Annotated in this window: 17 protein-coding genes, 1 tRNA gene and 2 pseudogenes; 1 reads left to right on the forward strand and 19 read right to left on the reverse strand. The window is 61.0% G+C overall.

Annotation, left to right across the window (positions count from 1 at the left end):
- Window positions 1-50: 50 nt before the first annotated feature.
- The 12 genes and pseudogenes from RMO51_RS18550 to RMO51_RS18605 form a co-directional block, all read right to left on the reverse strand.
- Window positions 51-728, reverse strand: a pseudogene (locus RMO51_RS18550) (IS1595 family transposase).
- On the reverse strand, window positions 641-1,573 hold the full coding sequence (locus RMO51_RS18555) for an IS3 family transposase (RefSeq protein ID WP_310397186.1): 933 nt from the start codon (window positions 1,571-1,573) through the stop codon (window positions 641-643). Before RMO51_RS18555 ends, RMO51_RS18550 begins: the two are co-directional and overlap by 88 nt.
- Window positions 1,570-1,878 carry a transposase gene (locus RMO51_RS18560; protein ID WP_310397187.1) on the reverse strand — a complete coding sequence of 103 codons (309 nt, stop codon included), beginning with the start codon at window positions 1,876-1,878 and terminating at the stop codon, window positions 1,570-1,572. Before RMO51_RS18560 ends, RMO51_RS18555 begins: the two co-directional genes overlap by 4 nt.
- 248 nt (window positions 1,879-2,126) lie before the next feature.
- Window positions 2,127-2,846, reverse strand: a complete 720-nt coding sequence (gene bshB1 / locus RMO51_RS18565; RefSeq protein WP_310397190.1) for a bacillithiol biosynthesis deacetylase BshB1 — start codon at window positions 2,844-2,846, stop codon at window positions 2,127-2,129.
- Between the two features lie 75 nt (window positions 2,847-2,921).
- Window positions 2,922-4,049 (reverse strand): M23 family metallopeptidase, encoded by a 1,128-nt coding sequence (locus tag RMO51_RS18570; protein WP_310397192.1) that lies wholly within the window; start codon window positions 4,047-4,049, stop codon window positions 2,922-2,924.
- A gap of 130 nt (window positions 4,050-4,179) precedes the next feature.
- Window positions 4,180-5,115 (reverse strand): thioredoxin-disulfide reductase, encoded by a 936-nt coding sequence (trxB, locus tag RMO51_RS18575; protein WP_310397194.1) that lies wholly within the window; start codon window positions 5,113-5,115, stop codon window positions 4,180-4,182.
- A gap of 57 nt (window positions 5,116-5,172) precedes the next feature.
- On the reverse strand, window positions 5,173-5,472 hold the full coding sequence (locus RMO51_RS18580; protein ID WP_310397196.1) for a hypothetical protein: 300 nt from the start codon (window positions 5,470-5,472) through the stop codon (window positions 5,173-5,175).
- Window positions 5,473-5,556: 84 nt separating this feature from the next.
- Window positions 5,557-6,420, reverse strand: a complete 864-nt coding sequence (locus tag RMO51_RS18585; protein WP_035566352.1) for an RNA polymerase sigma factor RpoD/SigA — start codon at window positions 6,418-6,420, stop codon at window positions 5,557-5,559.
- Between the two features lie 125 nt (window positions 6,421-6,545).
- Window positions 6,546-8,711: a polyribonucleotide nucleotidyltransferase gene (pnp, locus tag RMO51_RS18590; RefSeq protein WP_310397201.1), complete on the reverse strand. Its 2,166-nt coding sequence runs from the start codon at window positions 8,709-8,711 to the stop codon at window positions 6,546-6,548.
- A 260-nt stretch (window positions 8,712-8,971) separates the two neighbouring features.
- Window positions 8,972-9,247 carry a 30S ribosomal protein S15 gene (rpsO, locus tag RMO51_RS18595; RefSeq protein WP_310397203.1) on the reverse strand — a complete coding sequence of 92 codons (276 nt, stop codon included), beginning with the start codon at window positions 9,245-9,247 and terminating at the stop codon, window positions 8,972-8,974.
- 164 nt (window positions 9,248-9,411) lie between these two features.
- Window positions 9,412-10,857: an LptF/LptG family permease gene (locus tag RMO51_RS18600; RefSeq protein WP_310397205.1), complete on the reverse strand. Its 1,446-nt coding sequence runs from the start codon at window positions 10,855-10,857 to the stop codon at window positions 9,412-9,414.
- A gap of 104 nt (window positions 10,858-10,961) precedes the next feature.
- Window positions 10,962-11,375, reverse strand: coding sequence for an START-like domain-containing protein (locus RMO51_RS18605; protein WP_310397207.1), 414 nt, complete (start codon window positions 11,373-11,375; stop codon window positions 10,962-10,964).
- A 133-nt stretch (window positions 11,376-11,508) separates the two neighbouring features.
- Between RMO51_RS18605 and RMO51_RS18610 the strand changes: the two genes are divergently transcribed.
- A tRNA-Met gene (locus tag RMO51_RS18610) sits at window positions 11,509-11,582 on the forward strand.
- Between the two features lie 191 nt (window positions 11,583-11,773).
- On the opposite strand, the gene rplT is transcribed toward RMO51_RS18610, so the two are convergent.
- The 7 genes and pseudogenes from rplT to RMO51_RS18645 all read right to left on the reverse strand — a co-directional run bounded on the left by rplT (window position 11,774) and on the right by RMO51_RS18645 (window position 20,549).
- Window positions 11,774-12,118, reverse strand: coding sequence for a 50S ribosomal protein L20 (gene rplT / locus RMO51_RS18615; protein ID WP_070728591.1), 345 nt, complete (start codon window positions 12,116-12,118; stop codon window positions 11,774-11,776).
- Window positions 12,119-12,266: 148 nt separating this feature from the next.
- A complete protein-coding gene (gene rpmI / locus RMO51_RS18620; RefSeq protein ID WP_070731735.1) occupies window positions 12,267-12,461 on the reverse strand; it encodes a 50S ribosomal protein L35 in 195 nt (64 codons plus the stop codon).
- Between the two features lie 214 nt (window positions 12,462-12,675).
- Window positions 12,676-13,233: pseudogene (gene infC / locus RMO51_RS18625) on the reverse strand (translation initiation factor IF-3); the annotation flags it as partial.
- Window positions 13,234-13,417: 184 nt separating this feature from the next.
- Complete coding sequence (thrS, locus tag RMO51_RS18630) at window positions 13,418-15,355, reverse strand: threonine--tRNA ligase (protein WP_310397211.1); 1,938 nt, start codon at window positions 15,353-15,355, stop codon at window positions 13,418-13,420.
- Window positions 15,356-15,474: 119 nt separating this feature from the next.
- On the reverse strand, window positions 15,475-16,614 hold the full coding sequence (locus tag RMO51_RS18635) for a tetratricopeptide repeat protein (protein WP_310397213.1): 1,140 nt from the start codon (window positions 16,612-16,614) through the stop codon (window positions 15,475-15,477).
- A 137-nt stretch (window positions 16,615-16,751) separates the two neighbouring features.
- Window positions 16,752-17,738: a hypothetical protein gene (locus RMO51_RS18640; protein WP_310397216.1), complete on the reverse strand. Its 987-nt coding sequence runs from the start codon at window positions 17,736-17,738 to the stop codon at window positions 16,752-16,754.
- 135 nt (window positions 17,739-17,873) lie between these two features.
- Window positions 17,874-20,549, reverse strand: coding sequence for a DNA gyrase/topoisomerase IV subunit A (locus RMO51_RS18645; protein WP_409025056.1), 2,676 nt, complete (start codon window positions 20,547-20,549; stop codon window positions 17,874-17,876).
- Between the last annotated feature and the right edge of the window lie 71 nt (window positions 20,550-20,620).

Raw genomic sequence — 20,620 nt, forward strand, 5'->3', positions numbered from 1 at the left:
TGCAGCCGTTCGTGATTATAATAATCAAGGGGCTTAGGAAGCAAACAGGGTTAGAGGGGCTGTTGACGGAGTGATTTAAGGAGCAATTTATAGAGGTTTTCGTAGCGATGATTGAAGCGAAATTCGGACTCTTTCAAATGCAGCAAAAAGGTGTGTTGGGGCACGCCCTTGAACGGTTGGAGGCGGGCTTTGGCGAAGCTCCAGAAGGACTCGCTGCCGTTGATGTGCGAGGCCCCGCCCACGAATTCGTCCTGGCCGTGGTGGACACGGAAGTGGCGGTCAAAGCCCACGTCCACCAGCCCGTCGTAGCCGCGCCAGCCGTCGGTATTGACCATGGCCGCGACGTCAATTTTGCCGCGTATGATGGCCTGCAGGGTCTTTTTCGATCAGTCGGGCACGATTTCCGCGTACACCTGCCCCCCGCGTTTGAACAGGCCGAAGACGGTGGTTTTGCCGCTGGCTCCGCGGCCCCGTTTGCCGCGCACCCGGCGCGGGCCGAAGTAGCTCTCGTCGAGTTCAACCGCCCCGTCCAGGTCGGCCGGCACGGGGCTCCAGGCCACGAGCCGATGGCGCAGAAGCAGGTAGATTTCATTGACGGCCCGTACGCTCAGGCCCGTGAGCCGGGCCGTATCCGAGGCCGTCAAATCCAAAGCAAACAGGCGCAGTAAGTAGCGAAATTTGACCTCCGAAATTTTGCCGCACTTATAATAGCGGTTAGCTGACTGCATAACAAGAAGTTACACCACTCTTTTCGCTTTTTGCTTCCTAAGCCCCAATCAAAATAGTCGGCGATGCTGCGTTGGGCGTCGGCCAGGTCGACAAAAACGGGCCGCTCGCGCAGTTCGAGGACTTCGGTTTTGAGGCGCGACCAGAGACTTTCCGCCGGCGCATTATCGTAGCAATCGCCCCGGCGGCTTTGCGAGCGCTGGGCCTGGTGGTCGTGAAGCAGTTGGCGGTAGGCGTTGCCGCAGTACAGCCCGCCGCGGTCGGAGTGCACGAGCAGGCCCGGCGTCGGCGGTTGCGCCCAAAAAGCGCGCTGTAAAGCCTTGGTGACCAGTTCTTCGGGCATCGTGGCCATCACGTGCCAGCCGACCACCTGCTTGCTGACCATGTCCTGATACGCGCACAGATAGGCCCACTCGCCGTTGGCCAGCGGCAGAGACGTGACATCGCTGACCCAGACCTGGTTGGCCTGGGTGGGCTTGGGCTGGTTGAGGAGCCGGTTGGGGGCGCAGCGCAGCCCGTGGGTCGAATCGGTGGTGCGGGGAGTGAACGCCTTGGGTTGCAGCGCGTGCAGGCCCCGGCGGCGCATGGCTGTGCGCAGGCGCCGGCGACCGATGCAGTATCCTTTTCGGCGCAAGGCGACCTGCAACCGGCGCGTACCGCAGCGGCGCTTATGGCGGCCGAAGACCTTGACCAGCGCCTCTTCCCAAGCGGGCGATTGCCCGCCACCCACTTGTTCTTGCGCTCGTTGCCACGCATAGCAGCCGCTGGCCGGCACCGCGACTACCTGGCAAAGCACACGCACCGGGTACTGACTCCGTTGCGCTTCAATAAAGCGATATCGGCTCATGGGGTGTCGGTCACCGAGAAGATGGCAATGGCTTTTTTTAAAATCTCCAGCTCTTGGGCCTGCCGCCGCGCTAAGGCCCGCAGTTGACGCAGCTCGGCCGCGGTGGCGGGGTCTAGTTCCGCGCCGCGGGCGGCCGCCACCGGCGTGAGGGCTTGCTTCTGCCACTTGTGGAGCAGCTTCGCATCGATATTGAGCGCGCGAGCGGCGGCCTGCGTCGAGCGGCTTTGCTCGGCCAAGCGTAACGCTTCGGCCCGGAAGGCGGCGTCGTAACGCCGGCATTTAGCGGTTTGGGGGCTGTCTTTCATGACGTTCGAAAGATACCACCCTATTCTGTCCAGAATTACCCGACCACCTCAGAAGGCATTTCCAAATATGGAGAATATTTCCGTAGCAGCGGGAAAAACTTCCGTTTGGTTTCTTAAACCTCTTACGCGAAACAGTAGTACCCGCCTGATACCCGCTCGTTACAGCATTATCATGGCGTCAGCATTGATGCACCACCACAGTAGTGACAGTTCAGTTCTGCTCACCACGACGTGCTTCAAATTAGCCCTTACAGCAAGGCGCCCACTTCGCGCACACCCACGGGCCGCGCCACAGTGAAGCCTTCCCCGTATTCAACCCCGATGATGTGGCCAAACTCCCGCGCCCTGGCCTCCATGAACCGGCCAAACGCCTGACTCGACAGGTAGGTCTGCGGCTCGTCGAGACTGGGGTTGAAGAACTGAGTTTTGAAGGCTTGAATGGCCTCCCATTTCTTGGCCCAGTGCGGAGTGATGTCGACCACGAAAGCGGGCGGCAGTTGGCGGTCCTGGATGTAGTGGTACACGTTCTTGGGACGCCAGGCGGCCTGGGGCTGGCCGTCGCCGCCGCGAGTTTCAATCATGCGCAGGCCGGCTAGGAAGCAAGCATCGACGGCTAACTGGGCGGCGCGGCCGTGGTCGGGGTGCCGGTCGGCGATGGCGTTGGCCAATACCACCTCGGGCTGGTAGCGCCGGATGGCGGCGATGAGCGGCAACTGGTGCTCCTGGTCATTGCGAAAAAAACCGTCGGGTAAACCCAGGTTTTCACGGACTTCAATGCCCAGGATTTTACTGGAGGCCGCGGCTTCGGCCGCTCGGATGGCGGGCGTGCCGCGCGTGCCCAGCTCGCCCCGGGTGAAATCGACAATGCCCACGCGCTTGCCGGCGGCCATGCTGGCCAGCAGCGTGCCGGTGCAGGACATTTCCACGTCGTCGGGGTGGGCGCCCAGCGCCAGGACATCAAGCTTCATAGCGGTTATCGGTTGGTTAGAGCAGTTGGTTGCGAGCGGCCCAACAACCGACCACGGCCAACTGACAGCCAAAGTTTATTTGATTCGCAGCTTTTTACCAGGTTGCAAAGTTCTGACGTTGGGATTCAGCTTCCGCAGGGTGCTCACCCGCACCCCGTACTTTTCGGCCACTTCCGAGAGCGTATCGCCCGAGCGAACCCGGTGCGTCACAGTCTGCCGGGCGCGCGCGGGGGTTCCGCTCCGGCTGCGGCCGCTGCTACTCCGGCTGCTGCGGCTGCGGCTGATGGCCCGGCTGTAGTAGTTGAACAGCTGCGAGGTGATGGTGAAGTTGTCCGTTTTCAGCTTGTAGCCGGGGAAATCGTACACCAGCGCCGGGTTGATGGGGTTGCCCTGGTAGCGCACCTCAAAGTGCAGGTGGGAGCCCGTGCTTCGCCCCGTGCTGCCGCCGTAGCCCAGCAGCTGGCCCGCTTTCACAAACGTGCCCACGGTTACCATGGACTTGCTCATGTGGCCGTATATGGTCTCCAGGCCGTTGTAGTGGCGCACCAGCACGTAGTTGCCGTAGCCACCGCCGTCCCAGGCGCTGATGCGCACCACGCCATCGAAGGCCGACTTCACCGAGTCGCCCGTTTCCAGGTCCAGGTCCATGCCGTAGTGCCAACGGTAGCCGCGGAAAGCAAAACCCGACGTAACCGGCGTGGTCACGAGTGGCATTTGGGCGAAGCGCTGGCGCGACGGGTCGGTTAGCTTCAGCCGAAGCGAGTCGCGGTAGCTGCGGCCGTCCACCCGGTAGGGGTTCACGCTGCGGGTGTCCCAGATGGAAAAGTAGCCCGCCACCTTCACCCACGAGGAGTCGATGAGGACTTCTTCCGACATCTCCACGATTTCCTGGCTGCCGTCGTTCAGCGTCGTGGTGTCCTCGCTCACGATGCTGAGCTTCTTGGCCGGGTTGAAGTAGATGGACTTCGCGGCGTCGGAGTTGTCGTCGGGCAGCTCCTCGGTTTCGATGACCGTGGTGGTGTCCGGCCGCACGTAGCGCAGGTTGGGCGTTCTGGCGCGAAAAAAGTCGGACTTGCCGGTGGCACTACCCGCCTTGTCCTTGCTGCGCGGGGCCTTGCGGCGTTGCGCCTGGGCCGGAGTGAGCCCCAGTACCAGCAGCAACAGCGCCAGCAGCAGCGCAGGCCGCCAGTAGGTTGGTTTCAAAAAAGTCAAAAGCTAACAGGATAAGGCCGGCAGCGGAGGTGAGGCACCGTCCGCGGCCCAGCCGTTCGGGCAAGCAGCGCAAGGCGGCAAGCACAACACTCGCCTTGCCTGATACGCCGATGCGGCAAATTTAGTGTACGCCCGCAGCCGCCAGGTAGCGCTCGGCGTCGAGGGCGGCCATGCAACCGGTGCCCGCCGCCGTGACGGCCTGCCGGTACGTAAAGTCCTGCACGTCGCCGCAGGCAAACACGCCGTCGACGTTGGTTTTGCTGGTGCCGGGCAGAGTTTTGAGGTAGCCCTGCTCGTCGTGGTGCAGATAGGGCTGGAAAATCTTGGAGTTGGGCTCGTGCCCAATGGCGACGAAAAAGCCGGTCAGCGCAATTTCCCGGGTTTCGTGGGTCAGCAGGTTTTTCACCCGCACGCCCTCCACGACGTGCTCGCCCAGAATCTCATCGGTCACGGTGTTGAACAGCACCTCAATCTTGGGGTTGTCCAGCACGCGCTGCTGCATGATTTTCGAGGCTTTCATTTCGCTCTTCCGCACTATCATGGTCACCTTGCTGCACAGGTTGGCCAGGTACGTGGCTTCCTCGGCGGCCGTGTCGCCGGCGCCCACGATGGCCACTTCCTGGCCGCGGTAAAAGAACCCGTCGCACACGGCGCAGGCCGACACGCCCGCGCCGTTCAGCCGGGCTTCCGAGGGCAGGCCCAGCCATTTGGCCGAAGCCCCCGTGGCAATGATGACGGAGTCAGCCGTGAGTTCCAGCGTTTCGTCGATGGTAATCTTGCGCGGGTGCACCGAGAAATCCACCGCCGTGGCAATGCCGTAGCGGATGTCGGTGCCGAAGCGGCTGGCCTGTTTCTTCAGGTCCTCCATCATCTGCGGGCCCATCACGCCATCAGCGTAGCCGGGGAAATTCTCCACGTCGTTGGTAATGGTGAGCTGCCCGCCGGGCTGCAAGCCCATGTACATGACGGGCGCCATGTTGGCGCGGGCGGCGTAGATGGCGGCGGTGTACCCGGCCGGGCCGGAGCCAATAATCAGGCACTTGATGTGTTCAGGCATTTTGGTTGCAGCGCGAAGCCTTGCTTCGCGTATCGTTGAAAAATGAAAATAAGGCGGCTAAAGTGGCCTCATGTGCTTGTACCAATCTTCTAACAAGATTCCGTTTTCAAAAATCTCTATTTCATATGATCCTGTCACGTCAGGCATCAATTGAATTCCTTCACCAAGGTGCTCAATGCGTATAGCCCACTTGAAATTATCATCTAGTGGCGTCCTTCCTGTGAAAGTCAGTTCATTCCCTGGTAAAACGCTAAATACTATTGCCTCGGGTTCCAATTGAATTTCAATTGGCTTGTCTTCATTCCAACAAGTAAATGTGAGTGAGTTTGGCATTGAAAACAAAATCAAGGTCGACACTGCCCAGCAGTAGTTGCCCGTTAGCTGCTACAAAAAACCCCAACCTTACAGCCGGGGTTTCTCAACAACAAATTTACGCCGAAATTAGCCCAGATACGGCTTCAGCGCCTTCGAGCGCGACGTGTGCCGCAGGCGCCGAATGGCTTTTTCCTTAATCTGACGCACTCGCTCGCGGGTCAGGTTAAACTTCTCGCCGATTTCTTCCAGCGTCAGGGCGGCTTCGCCGTTCAGCCCGAAATAGAGCGTGATAACGTCGGCCTCGCGCTTGGTGAGCGTGCTCAGGGCGCGCTGCACTTCCTTGCGGAGCGAGTCGTTCATCAGGGCCATGTCCGGCGACTCCTCGTCCTCGTTTTCGAGCACGTCGAGCAGGCGGTTTTCCTCGCCCTGCACAAACGGCGCGTCCACCGACACGTGGCGGCCGCTGATTTTCAGGGTGTCTACCACCTCGGAAGTGGTCAATTCCAGCACCTCGGCAATTTCTTCGGGCGAGGGCTCACGCTCAAACTTCTGCTCCAATTCCGAGAAGGACTTGCTGATTTTGTTCAGCGAGCCCACCCGGTTCAGGGGCAAACGCACGATGCGGCTCTGCTCAGCCAAAGCCTGCAGAATGGACTGGCGAATCCACCACACGGCGTAGGAAATAAATTTAAAGCCGCGGGTCTCATCGAAGCGCTTGGCGGCCTTGATGAGGCCGAGGTTGCCCTCGTTAATCAGGTCACCGAGGCTCAGGCCCTGGTTCTGATACTGCTTGGCCACCGACACCACGAAGCGCAGGTTGGCTTTGGTCAATTTCTCCAGCGCCTGCTGGTCGCCGTCGCGGATGCGCTGGGCGAGCGTTACCTCTTCGTCGGGGGTTAGCAAATCCACCTTGCCAATTTCCTGGAGGTATTTGTCCAGCGACTGGCTTTCGCGGTTGGTAATCTGCTTGCTAATTTTTAGCTGTCTCATGGGACTGGGTAAGAACGATATCTGGGGGAATTATACGAAAGAAAAAGCCGTTCGGGCAGTCCCTAAGTCAGAGGAAGCCAACAGGCTTGCCCCGACATTAGTTCGGACCTTCCGCGCCGCGCCGCTTAGGCTTCGCCGTTGCTGGCGGCGGCCGCTTCGGGCTTGGGCAACAGCACCTTGCGCGAGAGCCGGTACTTGCCGGTTTTCTTGTCGATTTCCACCAGTTTCACGTCAATGTCCTGGCCCACTTCCAGCAAACCTTCCAAGGTCTGAATCCGCTCGTGCGTCACCTCCGAGATGTGCAGCAAGCCATCCTTGCCGGGCATAATCTCCACAAACGCGCCGTAGGGCTGGATGCTGCGCACCTTGCCTTTGTACACCTCGCCCACTTCCGGCTGGGCCGCAATGGCCCGGATGCGGTCGATGGCCCCCTGCATGTCGTCCTGGTTGGCCGCGTAAATGCTCACGTGGCCTTTCTCGTCCTTCTCCTCGATGATGACCGTGGCATTGGTATCCTTCTGAATCTGCTGGATGACCTTGCCGCCGGGCCCGATGATGGCGCCGATGAATTCTTTGTCGATGAGCATCTTGTGCGAGCGGGGCGTGTGGGGCTTCAGCTCGGCGGCCGGGGCGGCAATGGTCTTGGCCATCTCGCCCAGGATGTGCAGGCGGCCTTCGCGGGCCTGGTGCAGCGCGGCGGTCAGAATCTCGTTGCTCAGGCCCTGAATCTTGATGTCCATCTGGCAGGCGCAAATGCCGCGCTCGGTACCCGTCACCTTGAAGTCCATGTCGCCGAGGTGGTCCTCATCGCCGAGGATGTCGCTCAGCACGGCGTACTCGCCGGTTTCCTTGTCCTGCACCAGGCCCATGGCGATGCCGGCCACGGCGGCGGAAATCTTCACGCCGGCGTCCATCAGCGCCAGCGAGCCGGCGCACACCGTGGCCATCGAGCTGGAGCCGTTCGACTCCAGGATGTCCGACACGATGCGGATGGTGTAGGGGTTTTCGTCCTCGGGCGGCAGCACCTGGCGCAAGGAGCGCAGGGCCAGGTTGCCGTGGCCGATTTCGCGGCGGCCGGCCCCGCGGTTGGGCTTCACCTCGCCGGTCGAGAAACCGGGGAAGTTGTAGTGCAGCATGAACTTGGAGTAGCCCTTGGTCAGGGGCTGGTCCACAATCTGCTCGTCGAGCTTTGTGCCGAGCGTGGCGGTGGTCAGGCTCTGGGTTTCGCCGCGGGTGAAAATGGCCGAGCCGTGGGCGCCGGGCAAGTAGTTGATTTCCGACCAGATGGGGCGGATTTCGGTGAGCTGGCGGCCGTCGAGGCGCACCCGCTCCTTCACCATCATGTCGCGGATGGCCTTCTTCTCAGCCGAGCCGTAGTAGCGGCTGAACATCTTCAGATTCAACTCGGCATCCACGGCCAGCAGGTGTTCCAGAACGCCTTTTTTCACCTTCGAAAAGCCTTCCTTCCGGCCGCCTTTGCTGGTGTTGCCGCTGCGGGCCACGTCGTAGGCGCCCTGGTACACGGCGGCCAAAACGGTCTTTTTCAGCTCTTCGTTCTCCTCGTACTTCGGGTACTCCCGGGTGGGCGAGTCGGCCGTGCGGCCCACGGCCTCAGCCAATTCCTTCTGCAGCTGGCACTGGACCTTGATGGCTTCGTGGCCGAAGGCAATGGCCGCCACCATTTCCTCTTCGCTCACTTCCTTCATCGCACCTTCCACCATGGCCACGGAATCGGCGGTGGCGCCCACCATTAAGTCCATGTCGGCGCGGGCCAGGTCCGACGTTTTGGGGTTAATCTGAAACTGCCCGTCGATGCGCGCCACGCGCACTTCGGAAATCGGGCCCGCAAACGGAATGTCGGAAATCGACAGGGCCGCCGAGGCGGCTAACGCGGCCAGCGCGTCGGGCTGTACTTCTTTGTCGGCGGAGATGAGCGTAATCATCACCTGCACCTCGTAGTGGTAGTCCTTGGGGAACATCGGCCGCAGAATGCGGTCGACCAGGCGGCAAACGAGGATTTCGTAGTCGCTCAGGCGGCCTTCGCGGCGCTGGAACGAGCCGGGAATCTTGCCGGCCGAACCGAATTTCTCCTGGTAGTCCACCGACAGCGGCAGGAAGTCAACGCCCTCGCGCTGGCTCGGGGCCGATACGACCGTGGCCAGCAGCATGGTATCGCCGAGGCGAACCACCACGGCGCCGTCGGCGAATTTGGCCAGCTTGCCGGTTTCGATGGAAATGACGCGGCCGTCGGGCAGCATCAGGGACTTGGTAATGGCGTGGGGTTGGGACATCAGCGGGATTTGCTTGAAAAAGCGACAGCGGGCGAGCAGCCAAAAACGAGCGCCGCCAGCGGCAGTCGTTACTCAACGGGGATAACAGTGCGCCGATGATGTAGTTGGTCGTTGTCCGTTATCAGGCAGTTCAGAACCAATCCTGACAACGACCAACTGACAACTACTCATTCACGGGCCAGCCTCGGCGCCAAACCGACCCGAACAAAAAAAGAGTAGGGAACCTTCGGTGGAAGGCTCCCTACTCTCCGATGCTGGACTTACTTACGGATGCCCAGCTCCTTGATGATGGCGCGGTAGCGGTTGATTTCGCGGTGCTGCAGGTAGTCCAACATGCGGCGGCGCTTGCCCACCAGCTTCAGCAGGCCCAGGCGGGTGCTGTGGTCCTTCTTATTGGCCTTGAGGTGCTCGGTGAGGTGGATGATGCGGTGGGTGAAAAGCCCAATCTGGGCCTCGGCCGAACCGGTGTCGGTCTTAACTTTTTGCAGGCTGTTCTTCTCAAAGATGCCTTGCTTGATTTCAGTGGTTAATTTCATCGGTTGATAGGTGTGACCCCGTCTTGGATTTAAAGATAAAAAAAGAGAACGCAAAACCCCACACGTTGGGGAGCCGCAAAGGTACGCAACTTAAAAACAGGATGAAAGCGCGATACCCGAAATTTTCGGTCCCGCACCCGCTTTACGCGGGGATAGCCGGCGCGCTATTCTTCCACCGGCTCGGTGATTTTGCGCAGACCGGGGATGCCCAACCGCTGCGGCAGGCGCCGCCAGAAGTCCAGCTCCAGCAAGCCCGAATCATTATAGGCCTGGTAAAGGAAGAACAAACCCGCGGGCAGCAGCACCAAGTTGGACAGCCACATGCCCAGCCCTACGGGCATCACAAACTCCCGGCCGTATTTCTCGCCCATGATGCTGAGCACGTAGTAAATAATAAAAAACAGAATGGACACCAGAATCGGCACGCCCAGGCCGCCTTTTTTTATGATGGAACCCAGCGGCGCGCCAATCAGAAACATCAGCAGCACGGCCACCGACTGGGCGTACTTGCGGTAAATCTCGATGCGAAACAAAACGGAGTTTTTGGCAACCTCGGTCAGTCTTTCGGACGTGGAGTTGGCGAAGGCTTTGAGGTTGTTGACGCGGTTGATGGCCTGCTGAATGATGGGCGCCGTGGGCACGGCCAGCCTAGCAGCCGGCACCTGCCAGCCGGCCACCTTGCGGCCGGCGGCCCGGCCGGTGCTGTCGAACCGCATAAACGTGTAGTAGGCATTGATTTGACGGGGCAGCTGCACCCGCTCCCTTACCAAGGTCTTTTGCACGGAATCGGTGCGGTAGTGCAGCTGGGCAATGTTGAGCATCATTCTGTTTTCCTGAAACAGCTCCTGCGGAGTCCGGCCTAAGTCGAACGATGCCAGCGAGAACGTAACCAGATTGTGGTCGAAGCCCTGCCGCACGAAGCTGGCCCCGGCGCGGTCCCGGGCATCGGGCTGCTCCACGTAGCTGTGGCCGTGGAACAACTCCAGGCCCAAATAAGCCCCGTTGAAACGCGTGAACATGCGGCCCGAATCGGCGAGCATTACGGTGGCATTGCCCGATTTTTGGGTGTGGTCGTAAATCATCACCCCGTGCAGCCGGTCGCCGTTGACACCGGTTTTTCGGTCAACTTTGATGGTGTAGCCGGGAATCCCATTGTAAAAAACGCCCTCTCGGATATCGAGCGCCAGTTTCTGCTGCCGGACGTCCCACAGCAGGCTATAAGCTTTCAGATTAGCCTTGGGTACAACGGTTTCGTTGAACCAGAAGGCCCCCACCGAGAGTAGGACGGTGAGCAGCAGCACCGGCCGCAAAATACGCGTCAGGGCAATGCCGGAGGCCTTGATGGCCGTGAGTTCGTGGTGTTCGCCCAGGTTGCCATACGTCATCAACGACGAAAGCAGGACGGCCAGGGGCAGCGAAACCGGCACGATGAGCACGCTGAAATAAAACAGCAACTGCAAAAGCACCGCCGTACCCAAATCCTTGCCGATAATATCGTCCAGGTATTTAAGCAGCGTGTGCGTAAGCAAAATAAACTGCACCACCGCGAAGGTGAGCAGAAACGGCCCGGCAAAGGCCTTCAGAATGAGCTTGTCGAGCTTTTTGAGCATGGAAAGAGGGCGCTGAAGTATGCGGCGGGCCGTAGCGGCAACGAAGTCCAGGCAAAAAAAGTACCGGAGCACCTCTCGCGGTCGACGCCCCGAGGGCGGGGTTCCTACCCGCCCACCTGCTCTTTCAATTTGGCCACCAGGCCGTCCCACATTTCCTGCTGCTCACCGGACTCGTGCCCCGCCGAATAATCAGTAATGCGGAGGTAAACCTCGTCGGTTACTTGCGAGGAGTCCAGGAAAAACTCCAGGAAATTCGCGTCCGACACCGGCTGCCGGTGCTCGTCCAGGAAAACAAAGCGGACGGCGCGATTCAGGCGCTGGCCCGAAATTTCGGCGTAGTGATTTTCCTGGTCCCAAATAAAATTCAGGCGTTGCCCTTCCACGTAGCGCACGTCGTCGCAAAACCACTGGGTGAGGCCCGAAGCGGTGGCCAGGTAAGGGAAGAGAATTTTGGGCGAGGCGTTGATGGGAAACTCCACCGTGAAACGCGTCTTGGTTTGGATATCGGGCAGTGCCATGGGAATAGATGCGGGGGAACTCGGGCGACAGCCCCCGAAGGGGACGCGGCGCCCAGTAAAGAAGCAGTGTTTTTTGGCCCCGTGCCTTGCGTCGGGGCCGGTTGTAGCGTTACCTTTGCACCCACAAAAACCCGGCGGGGTAGCTCAGTTGGTTAGAGCACAGGATTCATAACCCTGAGGTCACGAGTTCAACTCTCGTCCCCGCTACTGCGAAAACCGTTTTGGCTGCGCGCCGAAGCGGTTTTTTTAGTTTGGGCCAGCGAGCTACCCAAAGCACCGGAATTCGGCTTTTCGCCGCGCTCGCCGGGGCCTGGAACACCGGGCCACCGAGGCCCAAAACAAGAAAACGCCGAACCGAAGGGCCAGCGTTTTCTTGGTGGGTAGTGCGCAAGGGCCGTTTATTTAGCTTTTTCCACAATGCCTTTGAACGCGGCAGGGTGGTTCAGTGCCAAGTCAGCCAGTACTTTGCGGTTGAGCTCAATACCGGCCTTTTTCAAGCCGCCCATCAACTGCGAATACGAGAGGCCGTGCTCCCGGGCCCCGGCGTTGATGCGCTGTATCCAGAGGGCGCGGAACTCGCGCTTCTTCACCTTGCGGTCGCGGTAAGCGTACAAGAGGCCTTTTTCGACGGCGTTCTTGGCCACGGTCCACACGTTTTTGCGGCGGCCGTAGTAGCCTTTCGCCAAACGCATGATTTTCTTACGGCGGTGGCGCGAGGCCACGTGGTTGACACTTCTTGGCATAACCTAGAGAGTTTTTGGCAGCCGGCGACGGGTTGAAGTCTTAAAGCCGGAAGCCTGGTGAAAATGAATTAAAAATTAAAAATGAAGAATTAAAAATGGCAGAATCGTGCAGGCAGCAATTTTTGCTTTTTAATTTCTTCACTTTTAATTAGAAGTTGAGCATCTGACGGACGCGGTTCATGTCGGCGCTGCTCACGAGGCCGGTGTGGGTCAGGCCGCGCTTTTGCTTGGTCGTCTTCTTGGTGAGGATGTGTGATTTGAAGGCGTGCTTCCGCTTCACCTTGCCCGTTCCGGTGAGCGCAAAGCGCTTCTTGGCACCGGATTTCGTCTTTACTTTCGGCATTGTAGTAAGTGTTGGAGGGTTGGTTGTTGATTGTTGATGAGAATTGCTCACCGACCGGGGGTCGGGAAGCCATCCGCAACCGGGCAAATAGCTATTCGGCGGCTTCGGTGGTGGCCGGGGCCGTTTCGGCGGTCTTTTCTTTGGCGTCGGCCTCGGCCAGTTTCGCGGCTTTCTTCTCGGCCTTGTCAGGGGCGGCAGCCGGCTTGGCGGCGGGTTTCACCACGGCGGCAGCCTTGGGCGCCAGGTAGAGGAACATGCGCTTGCCTTCGAGCTTGGGCAACTGCTCCACTTTGGCAAGGTCCTCAAGGGCCTGAGCAAACTTGAGCAGCAGGATTTCGCCCCGCTCCTTGAACACGATGCTGCGGCCCACGAAGTGCACGTAGCTCTTGATTTTTGCGCCTTCGCGCAAAAATTCCTGGGCGTGCTTCACCTTGAAGGCAAAATCGTGCTCGTCGGTGTTAGGACCGAAGCGGATTTCCTTCAATACGACCTTGGTCTGCTTGGCCTTCAGCTCGCGGGTTTTCTTCTTCTGCTCGTACTTGAATTTCGAGTAGTCGATGACGCGGCAAACGGGCGGCGTAGCCGTGGGCGAAATCTCGACGAGGTCGAGGTTTTGGTCCTGGGCCATTTTCCGGGCCTGGTCGGTCGGATAAACGCCTTGCTCGACGTTGTCGCCGACCAGACGCACTTCGCGGGCCAGGATTTTTTGATTGATTTTGAACGGCTCTTCCACCTGCTGGCGGGGCACGTACCGACGGTTCGGGGCTGCTATGGTTTGGTCCTCCTGCTAAAAAAGTGGCGGGGAATGAGATTCGGGGCGGTTTAGGCCGGATATGGCCTGGCAATCAGGGGGCAAATATCGGTATTTATAATGGGAAAGACAAGCAGCTGTGAGAAAAGGTATTCGCGGCAGAACGTCGTCCGCGTTTGCCGGGGCACGACGCTCATTGGCAGCGTCACGGCGCCGCTTCCTCGAGCTGGGTCCGCACGCTCTTCACAAAAGCGTCCAGCGGCATTGAGCCCAAGTCACCCTCACCGTGCTTGCGCACGCTGATGATGTTGTCCTGGACTTCTTTTTCCCCGACGACGAGCAGATAAGGAATTTTGCCCATCTCCGCGTCGCGAATTTTGCGGCCGATGCGCTCGTCGCGGGCGTCGACGGTGCCGCGCAACTCCCGTTGCTCTAATTGGGCCTTCACTTCGCTGGCGTAATCGAGGTACTTGTCCGAGATGGGCAGCACAATGAACTGCTCGGGGGTGAGCCAGAGCGGGAAGTTGCCGGCGCAATGCTCAATGAGCACGGCCACGAAGCGCTCCAGGGAGCCGAAGGGTGCCCGGTGCAGCATGACGGGGCGCTGCTTGGTGTTGTCGGGCGCCACGTACTCCAGGTCAAACCGCTCGGGCAGGTTATAGTCGACCTGAATGGTGCCGAGCTGCCAGCGGCGGCCCAGGGCGTCGCGCACCATAAAGTCGAGCTTGGGGCCGTAGAACGCCGCTTCTCCAAGCTCCGTGGTGGTGGGCAGTCCCTTTTCCGCCGCCGCTTCTTGAATGGCGCTTTCGGCCAACGCCCAGTTTTCGTCGGAGCCGATGTACTTGGTTTTGTTCTCAGGGTCGCGCAGGCTGATTTGGGCCGTGTAGTCCTCAAAACCAAGGTTCTTGAAAACGAAGAGGACCAGGTCGATTACCTTCTTGAACTCGTCCTTTACCTGGTCGGGCCGGCAAAAAATATGGGCGTCGTCCTGCGTGAAGCCGCGCACCCGCGTGAGGCCGTGCAGCTCGCCCGATTGCTCGTAGCGGTACACGGTGCCGAATTCGGCGTAGCGCACGGGCAGGTCACGGTAGCTGCGGGGTTCGGTTTTGTAAATTTCGCAGTGGTGCGGGCAATTCATCGGCTTGAGGAAAAATTCCTCGCCGGGGTTGGGCGTTTTGATGGGCTGGAAGGAGTCGGCGCCGTATTTCTCGTAGTGGCCGCTGGTCACGTACAGCTCCTTGGCGCCGATGTGGGGCGTAACGACGGGCTGGTAGCCGGCCTTCACCTGGGCCTTGCGCAGGAACTGCTCCAGCCGTTCGCGCAACGCGGTGCCTTTGGGCAGCCACAAGGGCAGCCCCGCTCCTACTTTCTCGGAAAAAGCAAAGAGCTTCAGCTCTTTGCCGAGCTTGCGGTGGTCGCGGCGCTTGGCTTCTTCCAGGCGCTCCAGGTACTCGGTGAGGTCCTTGGCTTTGGGGAAGGTGATGCCGTAGAGACGGGTGAGCTGCTTGTTCTTTTCGTCGCCGCGCCAATAGGCGCCGGCCACGTTCATGAGCTTGGCCGCCTTGATGAAGCCGGTGTCGGGGATGTGGGGGCCGCGGCACAGGTCGGTGAAGCCGCCTTGCGTGTAAAAGGTGATGTGGCCGTCCTCCAGCTTTTCGAGCAGCTCCAGCTTGTAGGGGTCCTGCTTGTCGGTGAAGTAGGCGATGGCGTTGGCTTTCGAGATTTCCTGACGGACGTAAGGGCTCTTGTTCTTGGCCAGCTCCAGCATTTTCTTTTCGATTTCGGGGAAATCCTCGCTGGAAATGCTGCGGCCTTCGCCCAGGTCGACGTCGTAGTAAAAGCCGTTTTCAATGGCCGGGCCGATGGCCAGCTTCACGCCGGGGTACAGCGCTTCGAGGGCTTCGGCCATGAGGTGGGCCGAGGAATGCCAGTAAGTTGCTTTCCCGGCCTCGTCGTTCCAGGTCAGGATTTCGACGGCAGCGTCTTCGGTGAGCGGGCGGTGCAGGTCGCGGACTTCGCCGTTGACGCGCACGGCCAAGGCGTTGCGGGCCAGGCCTTCGCTGATGCTGGCGGCCAAAGCGTGACCGGTGGTACCGGACTCGACCGGGCGAACCGAGCCGTCGGGGAGGGTGATGTTGAGCATGAAGAGGAGATAATGTGCCCAAAGGGCAAAGCAGGGCGCAAGTTACGCGTTGCGAAACGAGGAACGAAGCATCCGGGCACAAGAATCAGCTCGGGGCTTCTGCCGCCCGGGGCCGGGCCTCAGCCAGCACTGGGCCGGAGCAGCGGCAAGGGGCTGATGGGCAGCGGTTGCAGCGGCGCCGGCGGACGGCGGTAGTAGCGCGGCGTGGTGCGCAGGCTGTCGGGCAGGAGCGCCTGCAGCCGTTCGTTGGTTTTCCAGACCTTGAACGTCCAGTGCTGGTTGCCGGGGTTTTCAACGACGAGTAGACGGTACTGGGCCAGCGCGGCAGCCAGGCGGTTCTGGGCCTCCAGCGCATCAGCCAGCAACGCGCGGGCCTGGGGCAGCCGTGGGTTGCGGCGCAGGGCGCGGCCGAGGTGCGCAACAACGGCCGCGGGTTGGTGCCCTTTGGCGGCGGCCAAGCCCAGGCGGTAGTCGGCCCGGTACACGGTGGTGTCAAGCACCAAGGCGCGGCGGTAATGCCACAGGGCACTATCCGGGCGCCCCCGCAACTCCAGGTGGCGGCCGTAGTCGTACTGCAGCAACCCGGAAGTGGTATCCAGGCGCATGCCCAAACCCGCGTAGCGGCCGGCATCGGCCGGAATGCGCCAGGCATTTAACAAGAAGGCCAGTTGGTGCAGGATTTCGGGCTGGTGCGGGTCGCGGGCCAGGGCATCTTGCAAATACTGCACGGCGGTGGAAGTGTCGGCCGTGGCCGCGTACGCCAGCCCTTTGTAGAACAAGGCCGCGGACTGGTCGGGGTCGAGCCGTAGGGTCCGGTCCAGGTTGTCGAGGGCCGCGGGGTAATTTCGGGCGGCCAGGTGGGTTTCGCCGACCAGCAGCGGCAGTTGGGGCTCCGCGAAGCCGCGGTCGGCGGCCTGGCGGGCCGCCCTGAGCGCGGCCGGCAGTTGGTTCAGCGCCCGGAAGGCCCGCGCTTGCAGGAAATAGAGCTTGCCGTTGGCATTGTCGAGTGCCAAAGCGGCCGCCAAGTCCGTTAGCGCGGCGCGGGGCTCCCCGGCGGCGAGGCGCAAAGTGGCCCGGCGGGCCAGCAGCGCGGCGTTGCGGGGCTCGCGGGCAATGGCTCCATTGAGTTCATCGGCTTGCACCCGCGGGCCGCTCTGCACCGTGGCCAGGTTAACCAGGGTTTCGGCGCGCTCGGCAGGCGCGGATTGGCAGGCCAAAGCCAGCACCGCAACCCACGGCGCAGCAAAAAGTCCATGCATCCGAAAGCTAACCATGATTAATAAGCGGCGAAACACTGCAAATTAAACAGCTACCGGTGAAGCCCCGCCTGGCAGGCGGGCGGGCTCTCACCGTTTCCCCGGCTCAGGCGAACCCAGCGGCGGGCGCGTACGCCCTGCTACTCTTTCTTGCTGGCGGTGTCGATGGGCTGCCTGGTCGAGTCAGGGGGGGCGGTGGGCCTGAGGAACCGGGCCAGCCGCTTTTGGCGCCGCGCATCCGCGCGCAACAAAATGGGCAGCATCTGGCGGCACAGACGGCTCACCACCAAGTCTTCGCTGGTGATGGCGGGGATTTTTTCGGCTTCGCGCAGCACTTCAATGGCCCGGCGGCGGCGGCCCTGGTACCGGCACATCCGGGCCAAATCGTAGCAAAACTGCAAATTAAACGGGGCCAGCTGCCGGGCTTTCTCCAGGCTTTCCATCGCGGCGCGGCTGTCGCCACCACCGGGCACGCCCCCGAGCACCAACTTGCTGTAGACCCGTTCCAGCAGGTTGTAGTGCGCCACGCGGTACTGCCAGCGGCCCAGCAGCTGCCAGGCCCCGGGCAAGTCGGGCCGCCGTTCGGTGGCGAGGTACACGTGCGAGCGCAGGTCGCGGAAAGCCGCCAGCCGGGCCCCGGCCCGGAACAAAATGGCTTGATTGAACAGGGCCAAGGCCACCGCGTAGTTGCTCTCGCCCCCTTCGGGCCGGATGAGCAGGGCCCGGTCAGCGTACTGGCGGGCGGCTTCAAAATAGGCGGCCTTTCGGGTTTCGTCGGAGTACCGGCTGCCGATTCTCACGCTGAGCAAGGAAGCCTGCCACAGGGCCACATAGTGAGCGGGGGCGGTTTTCAGTACGTCCTGGTAAAGTGCCAGCGCTTCTGATTCCTTGAAGTTGTTGGCCAGGGTAGCGGCCTGGAACAGCTTGGCGCGTACCGCCGGCGGGTCGGCCGCCGGGCTGCTGGCCCCGGCTTCCGGGCGCGTTCGGGGCGCGATAGTTCCGGTGCGCTTTTGCCCGAGCGCGGGCCCCACCGCCAGCACCCAGGCCAGCAGGGCTCCCCACACCCAGCCGAGCCCGCACCTGATTGGTGGGGTTGGGCACGGCCACGACGGGAAACCAGCAGGCATAAACGCAAAGAAACAGGGCCCCGGCTCAAATACGAGGCGGTTCCGGCGGGCACCAGGCAAGCCAGCAGGCTGGCCGGGCAACGGAGCCGCGAACCCAACCCGGGGCCCGGCCCCTCGATTTTGGGCGAGGCCAGCTTAGAACAGCCCCAGCTGCGCCTTGGGCCGCTTGAGCAACTCGCGGGCTTGGGCCACTTCCTCGGCCGTCACCTCCACGGGGCCGCCGGCTTCGGAGCGCTCGCGCGGGGCACTTTCCCCCGGCTCGCCGGCTTTGGGAGGGGCGGCAGGCAGGCGTTTCCGGGCCACTTCGCGGCGCTGGGGCTCGGGGCCTTCGTCGGTAAGCAGCGCGAGGGCGTGGATTTTGAAGTAATTGAGCTTGTTGCCCATGGCTTTCCAGCCCTTCACGTCGATGAATTCGTGGAGGCCGATTTTCTCCGTTTCCTTGTCGGCTTTTTTGTCGCGTTGCATTTTCACCTCCACTACCGGCTCCGGGTTGGCCGACACGGCCACCAGCTTGGAGCCTTTGGCTTCGGAAATGAACAGGAAGCGCTTATCGAGGGTGCTAGTCTCGATTTTAAACCGCTTGACGTAATAAATCTTGGTTTCGCCGTCCACGTACACCGCGCTCAGCGTCACTTCGGGCGCGTGCTTGCGGAGCAGCACAATGTTGGGCACGTCGAAATGGTTGGCGGGGTCGGCCGTCTTCAGCTCGTAGCTGCCGTCCTTGAAAACCACCAGCACGTGGTTGTCGGTGTCGAAGGTGCCCAGGTAGCGCCCGTGCGCGGACGTAGTCAGGCGGCCCACCACGGAGTCGAAGAAGATTTCGCGGCCGCCCAGCGTGGAATCGCCCAGCGAGTTGCGGGTGATTTTTTTGATGGGCTGCTTGGTCACGATGTTGCCCATCGAACCCTTGCCCTTGATGCCCAGCTCGGCAAAGTCAAAGTCGAACTGCTTGACCCGCGCCGGCGCCTTGTCGCTGAGCTGGATGCTCACAATTTCCGATTCCGAATTTGGGTTGGCCGTCAAGTAAAGGGTTTTGGTGCCCTTGGTGCCCTTGGTCAAATCGTAGGCCTTGTCGCGGGTGATGCCCGACACCAAGAAACGCTTGGCGAAGCTGATGCCCGAAGCGCCGTCCAGGTACACCATGTTGTAGACCAAGCGGTCGTCGTTCTTATTGTAAACGCCAACGTGCAGAACGTCGCGGCCCACGAACGTCTTCTCGGCAATTTTGGTCACCGTGAATGTGCCGTCGCGCTTGATGGCAATGATGTCGTCCAGGTCCGAGCAGTCGCACACGAATTCGTCCTTTTTCAAGCCGAAGCCCACGAAACCGTCCACGCGGTTTACGTACAGCTTTTGGTTGGCAATGGCCACTTTCTGGGCCGTCACCACGTCGAAGGTGCGGAGCTGGGTTTTGCGCTCGCGGCCCGCGCCGTACTTCTTCAGCAGGCCGTCAAAGTAGTGAATGGCGTAGCGCGTCAGGTTCGCCAGGTGGTCGGCTACTTCGGCCAGCTCAGCTTCCAGCTTCTGAATGTACTCATCGGCCTTAAAGCCGTCGAATTTTGAAATGCGCTTGATGCGGATTTCGGTCAGGCGCGTCAGGTCTTCCTCCGCAATGGGGCGGCGGAGCAGGATGCGCTGGTCGTCGGCCCGCTCCCTCTCGCCGGCTATGCGCACGAATTTTTTCAGGCCCTTGTCGATGGTTTCCAGGATTTCGGCCCAGGTCTCGCACTCCTCAATCTTGCGGTAAATGCGGTTCTCGATGAAGATTTTCTCCAGCGAGGCGTTGTGCCACTTTTCCCACAGCTCGGCTTGGCGAATTTCCAGCTCCCGCTCCAGCAGGCGCACCGTGGCGCCGGTGCTCTGGCGCAGCACGTCCTCCACCGCCACAAACCGGGGCTTGTCGCCAATAATGACGCAGGTATTGGGCGAGATGCTGATTTCGCAGTCGGTGAAAGCGTAGAGGGCGTCGATGGTCAGGTCGGGCGACACGCCGGCCGGCAGCTGCACCTGAATTTCTACCTTGGCCGCCGTGTTGTCGACCACCTTCTTAATCTTGATTTTGTTGGCCTCCGACGCCTTCACGATGCTTTCCATCAGCGCCGTGGTCGTGGTGCCGTAGGGAATGTCGCGGATGATGAGCAGCGTCTTGTCAAATTTCTCGATGGTGGCGCGCAGCCGGATTTTGGCGCCGCGCAGGCCCGAGTTGTAGTTGCTCACATCGCACAGCCCCCCGGTCGCGAAGTCCGGGAACAACTGCACGTCCCGCCCCCGCAGCACGTCGATGCTGGCCTTGCACAGCTCGCGGAAGTTGTGGGGCATAATCTTGGTGCTCAGGCCCACGGCAATGCCTTCCACGCCCTGCGCGAGCAGCAGCGGGAATTTTACGGGCAGCGTGGTGGGCTCGCGCTTGCGGCCGTCGTAGCTGAGCTGCCACTCGGTGGTGTCGGGGTTGAACACCACGTCGAGCGCAAACTTGGACAGGCGGGCTTCAATGTAGCGGGGCGCGGCGGCGCCGTCGCCGGTGCGCACGTCGCCCCAGTTGCCCTGGGTTTCGATGAGCAGGTCTTTCTGGCCCAGGTTCACCATGGCGTCGCCGATGCTGGCGTCGCCGTGGGGGTGGTACTGCATGGTCTGGCCGATGACGTTGGCGACTTTGTTGAAGCGGCCGTCGTCCATCTCCTTCATGGCGTGCAAAATGCGCCGCTGCACGGGCTTCAGGCCGTCTTCAATGGCCGGCACGGCCCGCTCCAGAATCACGTAGGAAGCGTAGTCCAGAAACCAGTTTTGGTACATGCCTTTCACCGTGGCCACGTCGTGGATGGTTTCGCCGGGCGCAAACTTGGGTTCTTCCTCCGTTTCGGGTTCCGGAACGGTATCGGCCG

Source organism: Hymenobacter sp. (assembly GCF_031398885.1).
Classification (GTDB): domain Bacteria; phylum Bacteroidota; class Bacteroidia; order Cytophagales; family Hymenobacteraceae; genus Hymenobacter.